The organism is Undibacterium sp. TJN19 (genome assembly GCF_049339485.1).
Lineage (GTDB): Bacteria > Pseudomonadota > Gammaproteobacteria > Burkholderiales > Burkholderiaceae_D > Undibacterium.
In genome coordinates, this window is record NZ_JBMPPL010000003.1 from 35,135 (window position 1) to 48,465 (window position 13,331).

14 protein-coding genes and 1 riboswitch are annotated in these 13,331 nt (G+C 49.6%); of the genes, 3 read left to right on the forward strand and 11 right to left on the reverse strand.

Annotated features, from left to right (window positions below; genetic code table 11):
- Positions 1-9: 9 nt before the first annotated feature.
- From ACO0LH_RS11380 to ACO0LH_RS11395, 4 genes are all read right to left on the reverse strand, one after another.
- Positions 10-723 carry a phosphoadenylyl-sulfate reductase gene (locus tag ACO0LH_RS11380; RefSeq protein ID WP_422941203.1) on the reverse strand — a complete coding sequence of 238 codons (714 nt, stop codon included), beginning with the start codon at positions 721-723 and terminating at the stop codon, positions 10-12.
- Positions 720-1,241: a DUF934 domain-containing protein gene (locus ACO0LH_RS11385; RefSeq protein ID WP_422941204.1), complete on the reverse strand. Its 522-nt coding sequence runs from the start codon at positions 1,239-1,241 to the stop codon at positions 720-722. The genes ACO0LH_RS11380 and ACO0LH_RS11385 overlap by 4 nt, the downstream gene beginning before the upstream one ends.
- 29 nt (positions 1,242-1,270) lie before the next feature.
- Positions 1,271-2,977, reverse strand: a complete 1,707-nt coding sequence (locus ACO0LH_RS11390; protein WP_422941205.1) for a nitrite/sulfite reductase — start codon at positions 2,975-2,977, stop codon at positions 1,271-1,273.
- 73 nt (positions 2,978-3,050) lie between these two features.
- The gene (locus tag ACO0LH_RS11395; RefSeq protein WP_422941206.1) at positions 3,051-3,824 is read right to left on the reverse strand and encodes a sulfite exporter TauE/SafE family protein; all 774 of its coding nucleotides are present in this window, start codon (positions 3,822-3,824) and stop codon (positions 3,051-3,053) included.
- Positions 3,825-4,264: 440 nt separating this feature from the next.
- Positions 4,265-4,455, forward strand: a riboswitch (FMN riboswitch).
- A gap of 106 nt (positions 4,456-4,561) precedes the next feature.
- On the opposite strand from ACO0LH_RS11395, the gene ribB reads away from it, so the two are divergent.
- Positions 4,562-5,251 (forward strand): 3,4-dihydroxy-2-butanone-4-phosphate synthase, encoded by a 690-nt coding sequence (gene ribB / locus ACO0LH_RS11400; RefSeq protein WP_422941207.1) that lies wholly within the window; start codon positions 4,562-4,564, stop codon positions 5,249-5,251.
- A 645-nt stretch (positions 5,252-5,896) separates the two neighbouring features.
- Positions 5,897-6,820, forward strand: coding sequence for a methyltransferase domain-containing protein (locus tag ACO0LH_RS11405; protein ID WP_422941208.1), 924 nt, complete (start codon positions 5,897-5,899; stop codon positions 6,818-6,820).
- 63 nt (positions 6,821-6,883) lie between these two features.
- Here ACO0LH_RS11405 and ACO0LH_RS11410 read toward each other — a convergent pair whose 3' ends face one another.
- Both ACO0LH_RS11410 and yiaA read right to left on the reverse strand, forming a co-directional pair.
- The gene (locus ACO0LH_RS11410; protein ID WP_422941209.1) at positions 6,884-7,384 is read right to left on the reverse strand and encodes a hypothetical protein; all 501 of its coding nucleotides are present in this window, start codon (positions 7,382-7,384) and stop codon (positions 6,884-6,886) included.
- Between the two features lie 32 nt (positions 7,385-7,416).
- Positions 7,417-7,857: an inner membrane protein YiaA gene (gene yiaA / locus ACO0LH_RS11415; RefSeq protein ID WP_422941210.1), complete on the reverse strand. Its 441-nt coding sequence runs from the start codon at positions 7,855-7,857 to the stop codon at positions 7,417-7,419.
- A 222-nt stretch (positions 7,858-8,079) separates the two neighbouring features.
- On the opposite strand from yiaA, the gene ACO0LH_RS11420 reads away from it, so the two are divergent.
- The gene (locus ACO0LH_RS11420; RefSeq protein ID WP_422941211.1) at positions 8,080-9,033 is read left to right on the forward strand and encodes a peptidylprolyl isomerase; all 954 of its coding nucleotides are present in this window, start codon (positions 8,080-8,082) and stop codon (positions 9,031-9,033) included.
- A 68-nt stretch (positions 9,034-9,101) separates the two neighbouring features.
- Here ACO0LH_RS11420 and ACO0LH_RS11425 read toward each other — a convergent pair whose 3' ends face one another.
- The 5 genes from ACO0LH_RS11425 to aat all read right to left on the reverse strand — a co-directional run bounded on the left by ACO0LH_RS11425 (position 9,102) and on the right by aat (position 13,303).
- Positions 9,102-9,506 (reverse strand): hypothetical protein, encoded by a 405-nt coding sequence (locus ACO0LH_RS11425; RefSeq protein ID WP_422941212.1) that lies wholly within the window; start codon positions 9,504-9,506, stop codon positions 9,102-9,104.
- A 139-nt stretch (positions 9,507-9,645) separates the two neighbouring features.
- Positions 9,646-10,689 carry an aldo/keto reductase gene (locus ACO0LH_RS11430; protein ID WP_422941213.1) on the reverse strand — a complete coding sequence of 348 codons (1,044 nt, stop codon included), beginning with the start codon at positions 10,687-10,689 and terminating at the stop codon, positions 9,646-9,648.
- Between the two features lie 21 nt (positions 10,690-10,710).
- Positions 10,711-11,754 carry a quinone-dependent dihydroorotate dehydrogenase gene (locus ACO0LH_RS11435; RefSeq protein ID WP_422941214.1) on the reverse strand — a complete coding sequence of 348 codons (1,044 nt, stop codon included), beginning with the start codon at positions 11,752-11,754 and terminating at the stop codon, positions 10,711-10,713.
- A gap of 101 nt (positions 11,755-11,855) precedes the next feature.
- Entirely contained in the window at positions 11,856-12,590 is a 735-nt protein-coding gene (locus ACO0LH_RS11440; RefSeq protein ID WP_422941215.1) for an arginyltransferase, read from the reverse strand.
- Positions 12,587-13,303 carry a leucyl/phenylalanyl-tRNA--protein transferase gene (gene aat, locus ACO0LH_RS11445; RefSeq protein ID WP_422941216.1) on the reverse strand — a complete coding sequence of 239 codons (717 nt, stop codon included), beginning with the start codon at positions 13,301-13,303 and terminating at the stop codon, positions 12,587-12,589. The genes ACO0LH_RS11440 and aat overlap by 4 nt, the downstream gene beginning before the upstream one ends.
- Positions 13,304-13,331 lie beyond the last annotated feature (28 nt).

A 13,331-nucleotide genomic window follows, 5' to 3' on the forward strand; every position in this document is an offset into this window, starting at 1 on the left:
TTTTCTTCTTCAGACAGCTTGTTTAATTCGGATCAGTTTGCCGTCTACGACGTGCAAGCCGCATTCCTTGGAATCCGGGTTTTCCCACCACCATCGTCCCGCACGTACATCTTCACCTGGCTGTATGGCACGGGTGCAGGGCTCGCAGCCTATCGACGGATAGCCTTTGTCATGCAAGGGATTGTAAGGCACATTATTGCTTCTGATATAGTGCCAGACATCCTCCTCTGACCAATCTGCCAGCGGATTGAACTTTTGCAGGCCATGTGTTGCATCATCTTCCTGTATCGCCAGTTCAGTACGGGTTGCAGACTGCGCGCGGCGTTGGCCAGTAACCCAGGCTTTGTTGCCCGCCAGGGCACGTTTCAGCGGCTCTACTTTGCGTATGCGACAGCATTCCTTGCGCATTTCCACGCTGTCGTAAAACGCATTCTTGCCATGTTGGCTGACATAATTTTCTACCGCCGCGACATTGGGCTTGAACAGCTTGATTTCTGTGCCATAGGTTTCCTTGACTTTATCGAGCATGCCCAGGGTTTCCGCATGCAAGCGTCCGGTTTCCAGAGAAAAAATCGAGATATTCAGTTTCTTGCGCAAGATCAGGTCAGTCAATACCATGTCTTCTGCCGCCAGGCTGGAAGCAAATACGGCTGGCTCAAAGTCGTCAGCGATTCTTTCCAATATAGCCTGTGTTGCAGCAAGACGCTCATCAAAATCACTCATGCTTCTGCTCCTGTGCGCTCCGTACGGCGGAACAGGGGATTTTTTTCATCCCAGGATGTCTGGTATTTTTCAGAAAAATCAGTCAGGCCCTTGATCGCGTCATGGATATTTTTGTCTTCCCGTGTGGCAAAAGCATTGAAGCCCACGCGCTGCATGTAAAACAACTGGTCGCGCAAGACATCGCCGATGGCGCGCAATTCGCCTGTAAAGCCCAGACGTGAACGCAGGTTGTAAGCGATGGAATAACCACGTCCATCTGAAAACTTGGGGAAATCCACAGCCAGCAGAGGGAAGCGGCCAATGTCTTCTTGCAACTCTTTGGCCTGTTCATCACTGCTGAACCAGACAGCCAGGTCTGTGCGTTGCAACAGGCTTTCGCGCTGTAATAACCATACCTTTAGCGGCACGATGACTTTGCCACCAGGTACGCTGACTGCATCGGGTGTTTCTTCTTCGGTAAGGCGCAGTACCGTCCAGTCGTCGCTTACTATGGTTTTGTCTTTAATGATTTCTCGCATGATGCACTTTCTCAATTCGCCCTGGTAATTCAGTAACTGACAACAGAACCGGCATCTTCGCCGTGATGTTCTGTCGTTTTGATCGGCGTTGCATAGACAAATTCCTTGAACGGCGTAATGCCCAGGCGCTGCGCCGTGTCAATAAATCGTTCATTTTCGTAACGATCACGCAGGTAGACTTGAATCAGGCGCTCTATCACTTCCGGCATTTGGCCCGCAGAAAAAGAGGGGCCAATGATTTTGCCAATGGCGGCGTTATTGCCTTGTGCCCCACCTATGGATACCTGATAAAACTCGCTGCCATCTTTGTCCACGCCGAGGATACCTATATTGCCGATATGGTGGTGGCCACAGGCATTGATGCAGCCTGACATATTCAGTTCCAGGTCACCGATATCATGCAAATAATCCAGATCGGCAAAACGGTCAGTGATATCCAGTGCAATCGGTATCGATTTGGCATTGGCGAGCGAGCAAAAATCACCACCGGGGCAGCAAATCATATCTGTCAGCAGACCCACATTTGGTGTGGCGAGCCCGTGTGCCTTGGCTTCCTGCCATAAGGCGAATAGCGCAGATTGCTGTACGTCTGACAGCACGATATTTTGCTCATGCGTTACGCGTAGTTCAGAAAAACTATAGCGGTCAGCCAGGTCAGCCATAAAATCCATTTGGCCTGCTGTCGCATCACCAGGCGGAACGCCCGGTTTTTTCAATGACAAAACCACGCTTGAATAACCGGCGACCTTGTGTGGTTTGACATTGCGTTTGACCCAGTTGGCAAATGCCTTATTGTCTGTTTTATGCTGTTCATAAGCGGCATCACCAGCCGGTAAATCAAGATATGCCGGTGTGCTGAAATACGAAGCAACCCTCTGCAATTCTTCCTGCGTCAATGTGCCCGGGCCATCCTTGATATCGGCCCATTCATCTTCCACCTGCTTGGCAAATACATCTGCGCCAATGGCTTTGACGAGTATTTTGATACGCGCCTTGTACTTGTTGTCACGTCGCCCGTGCTGGTTATAGATACGCAGGATGGCTTCCAGGTAAGTCATCACATGCTGCCACGGCAGGAATTCACGGATCACGCTGCCCAGAATAGGTGTACGACCCATGCCACCACCGACCATGACCTTGAAGCCAACTTCGCCAGCATCGTTATGGACGACGGTCAGGCCGATGTCATGCACGGCAATCGCGGCACGGTCTTCCAGTGCGCCATTGATGGCGATCTTGAATTTACGCGGCAAATAGGCAAATTCAGGATGAAAAGTAGTCCATTGACGCAAGATTTCAGCATAAGGGCGTGGGTCTATCACTTCATCTGCTGCAACGCCGGCAAACTCGTCTGACGTGATATTGCGCATGCAGTTGCCTGAGGTCTGGATAGCATGCATCTCCACGGTGGCCAGATCTTCCAGAATCTTTGGGGAATCTTCCAGGTTGATCCAGTTGTACTGGATATTTTGACGCGTGGTGAAATGCCCATAACCACGGTCATATTCACGTGCGATATAGGCAAATTTGCGCATCTGGTCTGAAGACAGCATGCCATAAGGTACGGCAACGCGCAGCATGTATGCATGTCGCTGATTGTATAAGCCGTTTTGCAAACGTAGAGGCAAAAATTCTTCCTCTGTCAATTCATTTGACAGCCTGCGTGCTACCTGATTGCGGTATTGTGCAATACGTTCTTTAATGATTTGGTGATCGTGCTGGTCGTAACGATACATCTTTAATTACCCATAAAATGCGTATGAATACGCTATAACGAACAAATAACAAATAAATGAAAAACGCTTAACTTTAAAAAACCAGTTTAGCTGCCACCAGGGTCAGCGTTGTTGCCAGCAAACCGCGTAAAAATTTTTCAGGTACAGCGCGGGCAGCCATTGAGCCCAGTGTGATGCCTGGCAATGAGCCTATCAGCAAACTCCCCAGCAATTGCCAGTCGATCGAACCCAGCCACCAGTGGCCAAATGCTGCAATGGCTGTCAAAGGCACGGCATAGGCGATATCCGTACCTGCAATGTGGGCGGCAGACATGCGTGGGTACAGCATTACCAGCAAGGTCGCACCAATCGCCCCGGCACCGATGGAAGAAACCGTGACCAGGGTGCCAAGTACTGCACCTGAAATTATCGTCGCTACCGCGAGCCTGGTGCCTTGTAATTGTTTTTCCGGGTGATTGTTCAACCAATTGAGCATCTTGCCCTTGAACAGCAAGGCCACTACGGTCAGTAAGACTGACGCAGCAATGGAGTAGCGGATCAACTGGCCTATCTCTTTATCCAGCGCACCAAAGTGTTTCAGGAAAAGCGTGGCAACAATTGCTGCTGGCAAGGCGCCATAGCACAACAGACGCACCACATGCCATTCAACTGTACCGCGTAATCTGTGGGTGAAAGTACCTGCCGCTTTGGTGATAGAGGCAAAGGCGAGGTCGGTGCCCACCGCCACTGTTGGCGATACGCCAAACAGCAAGGTAAGCAAGGGAGTCATCAGCGAGCCGCCACCCACGCCGGTCAGGCCGACCAGGGTGCCAACTGCAAATCCCGAAAAAACATAGGTTAAAGTCATATCGCCTCACGCAAAGTAAGTGCATCGTAATGAATTCAAGCTATATTCCAAACTACTTAGTATTTATTTGCTTATATACGTATTTGACATATATAAAGACGATAGCCTGATATTGTTTTAAGTGTAATTCGCCAGAACTAATAATGTTGTTTGATAAGTAATTTATTAAAAGTATTTGAGCTTTTAGATAATAAAAGTATGTTCTCCTGCTTTTTTCGTCCTGCCACCAGCAATATCCAGCATAGATGTTGCCTTGTGGAAATGCGACATAAAATTGAAGAATTTTTTGTTTATTATTTGAATTTCTTCTATGCAGCCTCTTGATTGTGTTGAACCAGGATAAAACACTTGCAATTATGGTACTGCCATCTCTTGAAGTAGCGTCAAGATAAAAATTTGATTCTTTTGTATAATCAGTGGGCCGAATATTTCGGTAGGTTGTACGTCTTCAGGGCGGGGTGTAATTCCCCACCGGCGGTAAATTGGCAGACATGCTTTGTGCATGTATGTCAATAAGCCCGCGAGCGCTTGCAATGAATGACAGCTACAAAATTTCGTGGTTGTTTGCAAGGTCAGCAGATCTGGTGTAATTCCAGGGCCGACGGTATAGTCCGGATGAGAGAAGATGCGCCTCACACCAGAACCATGTTGATCAACATGGCCGCTGGCGTTTGGCTATTCGTTTTTTACCCCCTGAAACGTCTTTTGCACATTTAATTTTGCCGGAGCGTTTCATCATGTTAAATATTTCTACTATTTCCAGTAGCAGTTCCACGGTTCCTGCCCAGCCAGAAACCTTATCCCTGGCCCCATTTTCCCAACGTCTGGCGCTAGCCCTTGACGATATCCGCAGCGGACGACCGGTCTTGCTGATGGACGATTTTGACCGAGAAAACGAAGCGGACCTTGTAGTCGCCGCAGAAAAAATCACTGTTGAATCTATGGCCAGACTGATACGCGATTGTTGCGGCATCGTCTGCCTGTGCATGACAGATGAAAAGCTGCAACAGCTTGAACTGCCACCTATGGTCAGCCATAACGAAAGCCGTTATGGCACGGCTTTTACGGTTTCCATCGAAGCCAAACAGGGCGTCACTACCGGCGTTTCTGCGGCTGACAGAGTCACCACCATATTGACGGCCATCGCACCTGATGCCAAGCCAGAGCACCTAGCCCGCCCCGGGCATATCTTTCCGCTGCGAGCAGTGCAGGGTGGCGTATTAAATCGCCGTGGTCATACAGAGGGTTCGGTTGACCTGGCCATCATGGCTGGTTTGTCGCCGGCAGCGGTCATCTGCGAATTAATGAATACCGATGGCAGCATGGCCAAAGGGAACCAGATTCTGGAGTATGCTATTACCCATGACCTGGTGATTTTGTCGATAGATGAATTGGCCGGTCACCTGGCGCGTGGCGCGATTCAATAAATTATATTGTCATACCGTAGTTTGCACAGGCGGCATGCAACACTGCTGCAATGTCGCCTGTGCCTGTATCTTATGGAGGTTCAACATGGTGAGAGTGAAATCAGGTCTGGCTTGCGCTCTGATGTTGTTCTCCCTTTGCAGTGGGGCTGAACCGGCAGCTTGGTACAAATGGCGCAGTAAAATTGATCAACGCGAAACCTGCTCACAAACATCACCGGGAGAAGGCTGGGAGCAATCTGCGGGACCTTACCGTGACGCACGTTGTGAAAAAATAAAAAAGATCGTCAAGTCAGGTTGAATCAGATTGCACGTTTACCGCCTTCCTCACCTTCATCACATCCATCACATTTTCGTCGCACTCTCTGAATCGCGTTACTACATTGAAACCTGACTTGCACATGCTGACGAATTTGCATAAAGTTAACATGCATGATTTGGTATGTGGCCGCAGTATTTGCCATAAGCAAGAATTGCCAGTGTTTCCTCGTTCACATCAGCGCATTGTTTCTTTACAACCCTAGGATAATCAATTTCTCAGGCCAAGCGTCAGACTGGTAAGTCTGGAATGTGCCAAGATAGCCGACTATCCTGTTAAATTCTTCAGATGGCGGCCACATGATGAAACCAGAAAATCAAGGAGTGACCATGTTGAACGAACGTGAGGCAGAAAGCTGCTATCTAGGCCAGTTTATCCCACTGCAATACCATCACAATATGTTGATGGACCTTAATCGCATGGACAATTTCAAAGCGGCGATACGCCGTCAGGTATTTGAAGGTGCAAAAGTGCTGGAACTGGGTGGCGGCACGGGGGTGCTGTCATGGTTCGCGGCACAGGCTGCTTCCAAAGTATATTGCGTGGAATTTAATCCTGACATGGTGGATGAAGCACGCCGCCTGCTGGCGATGAACCGTTATGGCGAAAAAGTTGAAGTCATTCATGCTGACGCCTTTGAATATCTGCCACCAGAACCTGTTGATATCGTCATTTGTGAAATGATTCATGTCGCCATGTTGCGTGAAAAACAGGTCGAAGTAATAGAAAACTTCAAACAGCGTTACATGGCCAAATTTGGTGGCCCTTTGCCCATCTTCATACCGGAAGCAGTGGTCATGGCAGTGCAGCCTTTGCAGCAGACCTATGATTTTTCTGGTTATCAGGCACCGATCATACAATTCCAGCAGGCAGGTGTCTTTTCTGCCGACACGGTAGAACTCGCGCAGCCTGCGCTGTACAGCATTATTGATTTTAACCAAAGCAATGATTTGCAAATTGCCTGGGAAGGCAACTTCACGGTAGAGCGTGCAGGCACAGTCAGCGCCTTACGTTTTGTCACCAAGAATATCCTGGCAGTGCTGATGGAAACTTCATCCACCATAGACTGGCTTAACCACTATATGGCATTGCCGGTTGCCGTGCCAGTGGCGGTAAAAGAAGGCGATATCCTGCAAGTCAGCTTCCAGTACCGGGCCGGCGGTTCTATCGCATCGCTGCAAAACGCCATGCGCGTCGAGGTGAAATCAACAGCAGCAGTTCGTGCCGGACATTTGTCACTGGCATATGGTTAAGTAAATATTAAAAAACCTGCAATTGATTAAACAAATGCAGGTTTCTTTCATTGGGATATTGGTCTATTCTGAAGAAATATCTTCATCGGCATCCGGATGTGTCAGTGCCTGTTGCAGCAATTCTTCGTCAGTAATCGGCGGCATTTCGCCGAGTTCTTCAGGTGTGGGCTGGTCTGCCAGTTCTAGGGCATGCTCACCAAGGAAACCCAGCGGAGTCTGCTCACTTAGTGGCTCACTTGCTGGCTCATTTTGCTGCGTCGACCCCGCTCCCCCATTTCTGTCATTCGCGTTGTCGTCAATACGTTCAGCCAACGCATGGTCATTGCTGTCGCCCTTAGTTGCCAGGGCTTGCAGCAACAAGTCATCTTCAGAAATTGGCGGTAGTTCGGCAAGCTCCTGTATGCGCAGCCTTTCCTCATTTGTGACGTCTTCAACGCCTGCATTTTGAAAGGCGGGCAGGGTAGTGTACACCACAGGATTTGACGAGGGATTGGACTTGTTCGACTTATCTAAGTTTTTCAGATAAGCGGCAAAGTCTCCGTTGTCTGGGGCATCATTATTCATCTTCAGAACTATTTCTTGGTTTAAACAGGAGCTCAGTTTTCATGAGCATCATGCATGGGCAATGTATCTACGCCTGGCTTGAGCAGATTGATATCGCGCACATTTTTTTGTACCGCGACTGCTGCAAACAGGCTCAGCAAAAATGCCATCGCAAAAAAGCCTTTTTCACTCCAGCCCAGGCTTGCATTAAATAAACCGATGGCAAGCAATAAGATGGACAGCCCCAGTGATAGCCAGCAAAGACCAAAATAAAGACCGGTGACAGGAATGCCTTCGAGCTTGTCGCGTACTGACTTTTGCAGCGATACAGCGGAAAATAAACCATACATCAGTATGGTGAAGTAATACCCTTTTTCATTCAGTTGCATTTGCGCGTTCCAGACGCCGGTCAGGTAGGTAGCCGCGCCGATGAACAAGGCGGCCCACGATGCGCCGACAAATGCACCAGTAGGTGCTTGAAGTTGAGGTTTCAAGAAAAGGCTCCTTTGTGATCAGACAAATGTTTAAAAAGCTTTTACCGGATTCCCTCCTATTTTGCAATATAACAAGTTGATGGAGCGCGCATTTAGTTTTAGTTTGCCCTTTTTATGGTAAATATATTTTTGGTATATGGACAAAACTTTGTCATTCGCGTAAGGTCTCAAGTCCTTGCCGCTGCGGCAATTTTACTTTTGCGTACTTTATCCGGAGTCTTTATGTTTTTACGTTCAGCTGTCCCGCATATAGGAAAATCCTTGATGACCCGCCTGATCAGTGGCCTGATATTGTCAGGCCTTACCATGACCGCCCTGACTGTACCCGCTACTGCCAAAGATGCGCCGGTAAAGTCAAAACTGGCCCTGGCTGATCTGATCAAGGCATCCAGCGCAGCAGACTGGCGTCCACTGAATCCTGAAAATACGCTATACCTGGAACTGGAAAAGGGGCGCGTCGTCATCGAGCTCGCACCGGATTTTGCCCCCAATCATGCAGTCAACATCAAGAAACTGGTGCGTGAAGGTTATTTCGATGGCCTGGCAATAGTGCGTTCACAAGAAAATTATGTCGCTCAGTGGGCTGATCCTGATGAAAAGCGTGAAGTAAAGACTGCCAAACACCAGCTTAATGGCGAATTCACTGTCAAATATGCTGCCAGTCTGCCATTTACACGCTTGCCTGATGTCGATGGTTATGCACCGCAAGTAGGGCATGCAAATGGTTTCCCCGCCGGGCGTGATCCTAAAACGGGTACTGCCTGGCTGGCCCACTGCTATGCCAGTGTTGGTGTAGCACGTGGTAATGAATCCAATAGCGGCGACGGTACATCGTTATACGTTGTTAGTGGCCATGCGCCACGCCAGCTTGACAGAAACATTACCGTGGTGGGACGTGTCATGCAGGGTATGGAATTGCTGACCACTTTGCCACGTGGCACCGGTCCTTTGGGCTTCTATGAAAAAGCGGAAGAACGCACACCGATCAAGGCAATGAAGGTAGCAGCGGATGTGCCGGAAGCTGAGCGCAGCAGGCTCGAAATAATACGTACGGACACGGCCACCTTTAAATCCATCGTTGAAGCGCAGCGAAACCGTGGGGGCGACTGGTACAAGGTACCAGCAGGGCATATTGATTTGTGCAATGTGCCGCTGCCTGTCAGGGCGCAAAAATAAGCGCCTAGACTAGACTCAAACGAATGATGTCCTGATATCAAATGCAGGGCTTCATCACTTTTTGATGCTTAATTGTCGTTGATGTCGGCGCATGGCGCCGGGCATGAGTTTGCTGGGGTTACGTTGCAATCCATGCTCATATCGACGTTAACACAGGTATTGTCGGGTGTGAATGGTGTCGCCGCGCTATTGACATCATTTTTGATTGCTTCCAGGCCTGGTGGATTGGCGTTAAACCACAGCCAGGCTGGGTCTATGGCACCTCTATTGATACTCCATTGATTGAAACCGCCACGCAGGATGATCGTCAAATACAGGGCGCAGGCAAAGACGAACATTCCCAATGCAATATAAGGAAAAACATGCAAGGGAGATATGTGGGGGACCAAACTGTGCAGAAAAACGATGAGTAGCGCGGATATGACAAAGAAACAGATGAGGGATTTGATGATGTTGATTCGCAATTGGGACATCTCGGTTCTCCGGTGAAAGGATCAATAGGCATTTGCTGCAATTGCAGGCTGATTTTATGCCAGATTAAAATTTTTTGCCGGGCTGTAGATTTTGAGATGTCCCTTTTGTGATTGTCTGAAGATGGCGCAGTTGACGAGCCTATTGCCCGGGATTATTTAACTCTTCATGAATGGCATTGACCTGCTTTACCACTTCATCCGATAGTTGAACTTCAAACGCATCGATGTTCTCTTTTAACTGTGTCAAATTGGTTGCGCCGATGATGGTGCTGGCGATAAACCAGCGCGAATAGCACCATGCCAGCGCCAATTGCGCAGGTGTCATTCCATTCGCGCGTGCCAGTTCTGCATAGCGTCTGCTGGCGGCAAATACGCTGGCACGCATATAACGCGGGCTCCAGGTCGGTGGGAAAATAGTCAGGCGGCCAGGGGCTTTGGCATCGTCTATATATTTGGCGCTAAGCTGCCCAAAGGCTAGCGGACTATATGCGAGCAAACCTATATTTTCTCGGAAACAGGTTTCATCCAGCCCTTGCTCAAAAGCGCGGTTAACCAAGTTGTAGGCATTTTGTATTGAAGAGATACGTGCGGCCCCTTGCAGTTCTGCCTGCTTGACAAATTCACTCACACCCCAGGCGCTTTCATTGGATACGCCAAAGGCGCGTATCTTGCCTTCCGTTACCAGTGCATTGAGCACAGCAACCGTGTCAGCAATGGCGGTGCACGGCCTTTCCAGTGCAGGATCAAATTGCTTTTGTCCAAAGATAGGGGCGTTGCGGCTGGGCCAGTGCAACTGATACAGGTCAATATAATCGGATTGCAGGCGTTGCAAACTGGTTTCTACAGCCGCGCGGATATTCTTTTCATTCAAATCATTTTCGCCATTGCGTATCCAGCCCATGCCACGCGATGGGCCAGCTACTTTGGTCGCTAATACGATATCACTACGCTTGCCGGATTTTTTCAACCAGCTACCGATAAATTGTTCCGTCCTGCCCTGGGTTTCTGCGCGTGGCATGACGGGATACATTTCTGCCGTATCGATAAAATTGATGCCGCGTTCCAGCGCATAATTAAGCTGTTCATGGGCCTGCGCTTCCGTATTTTGTTCACCAAAGGTCATGGTCCCCAGGCAGATTTTTGTGACGCTTAATCCGCTGTTGCCTAGCAATGTTTTTTTCATGATTTTGAATAATTAAGATTTTTATCTGACCGAACGCAAAGCATCTGCACACTCCCTGACCAGGGCAGGGCCTTGATAGATCAAGCCGGAATACACCTGTACCAAAGATGCGCCTGCCTGCATTTTTGCCACCGCATCTGCACCAGAGAATATGCCGCCGACACCGATAATCGGCAGCTCGTCGCCCAATTCAGCCTTCAATGCACGTATGACACGATTGGATGCTTCAAACACTGGCTTGCCAGACAAGCCGCCGGTTTCTTCTGCGTGCGGCAAGCCCTGGACGGCATCACGGGTGATGGTCGTATTAGTGGCGATGACGCCATCGATTTTATGGCGCAGCAGGGCTTCGGCGATGGTCTTGATCTGTTCGGCATCAATGTCCGGCGCTATCTTCAGCGCGACGGGTACATAACGCTTGTGTTCATCTGCCAGTCTTTTTTGCGTTTCTTTGAGCTGTGAAAGCAGGGCATCAAGCTCGCTGGCACCCTGCAACTGACGCAGGTTTTTGGTATTGGGAGAGGAAATATTCACCGTTACATAGCTGGCATAGGGGTACACTTTCGCCAGGCAATGCAGGTAGTCTTCCGCCGCTCTTTCGATGGGTGTATCGGCATTCTTGCCTATGTTCAGGCCCAACACACCTTGTTTGTTCTGATAAAAACGCGACGCCTGGACATTTTTGACGAAGGCATCGACACCTCCATTATTAAAACCCATGCGGTTAATGATGGCCTCTGCCTGCGGCAAGCGAAACATGCGTGGCTTGGGATTGCCTGCCTGGGCGCGTGGCGTGACTGTGCCAATTTCTATGGAGCCAAAACCAAGTGCGGCCAGTCCATCGATATACGCACCATCTTTGTCAAGCCCTGCTGCCAGACCCACCGGATTGGGGAAGCGCACACCCATAACGGTGCGAATGTCGTCAGCCGGTTTGTCCAGCATGCCGGTCAGGCCAAATCGGGATGCTTGTTGTAATGCTGGAAGGGTCAGGTGATGGGCACTTTCCGGGTCCATGGAAAAAAGCAGGGGGCGGGCAAGGGAATAAAGAAGTTTTGCAGACATGAAATAAGCTTTGTAATAACGTTGTATGAGCGCAGGGAGGTGGGTCTGAATTTTTGAATAATAAAGAGGGCGTAGCGTTTAACACTAGATACAGCGCACCCTCAGTCCACATCTTGCAATGTTTGCCAGCGGCCCTGCATCAGGGCATCCAGCGGTTTGAAGTTGGTTTTGTAAGCCATTTTAGGGCTGGCAGCGATCCAGTAGCCCAGATAGACATAAGGCAGTTCCAGCACACGCGTCTGTTCGATTTGCCACAGCACGTTATAGGTGCCGTAGGATGCTGTTTCATCGTCGGTGTCGTAAAAGGTATATACCGACGATAAACCGTCCGTCAGTACATCGATAATGCTGACCATGCGCAAGACATTTTGCTCATCCCTGAATTCAACTAGGCGGGTATTGACGCGACTTTGCAATAAAAATTGTGCATATTGATCACGGCTGTCATGATCCATGCCGCCACCTGCATGTCTTTGCCCTTGGTATCGTTGATACAGCTCGTAATGTTCCTGTGCATAGCTCAGACTGGTCACCCTGGCTTGCAAATTGCTATGTTTCTTCCAGGCGCGGCGCTGGCTGCGATTGGGCTGGAATTCATTCACGCGTACCCGTACTGGAGTGCATGCCTGGCAAGCATCGCAATGTGGCCGGTAAATAAAAATGCCGCTACGGCGAAAACCGCTCTTTACCAGCTCGGAATAGGCATCGGCATTAATCAGATGCGCAGGTGTTGCCACCTGCGAACGCGCCTGCAAGCCTTCCAGATAACTGCAAGGGTAGGGCGCCGTCGCATAAAACTGTATGCTGGCAAATGGTAATTCGTTAAGCTGAGTCACAAATTGATCTTCTTGGTAAAGGTCCAATCAGTAATTGCTGGCAAGGCACTGGCATATTCTACCCATGATAAAAAATCACTGCGAGCGATGGGTTTTGCTCCCAATGATGCCAGATGTGCGGTCTCTTGCTGGCAGTCTATCATTTTCACATCATGTTCACGCAAGAAAAATACCAGGTGCGACAAAGCGATCTTGGACGCATCCGTGACGCGGGCAAACATCGATTCTCCATAAAACATGCGCCCTATACACACACCATAGGCGCCGCCCACCAGTTCGCCATCCAGCCACACCTCTGACGAATGCGCATAGCCTTGAGTGTGCAAATCACAGTAACCAGCCACAATCTCGTCTGATATCCAGGTCCCTGCCTGCCCTTTGCGTGGTGCCGCGCAGGCGCGCATTACCTGCTCGAAGGCAGTATCGAATTTAATGACCCAACGCTGGTCCCTGCTGATTTGCTTCAAGCGCTTTTTCAGGCTGTCTGCCAGTTTGAAGTCTTGCACTTGCAATACCATGCGCGGGTCAGTAGACCACCACAAAATAGGTTGCCCCTCAGAAAACCAAGGGAATATTCCGTTCTTATACGCATACAGCAAACGTTCTGCCGACAGATCCGCCCCTGCTGCCAGCAGGCCGGCCGCCCCGTCTTTTTCTGTCAGGGCGGCACTGGGGTGAGGGAAGGGGCTATCGGGCTCCAGCCAGGGGATCATTTCAAGACCATGAAATTAGTGACGGGAA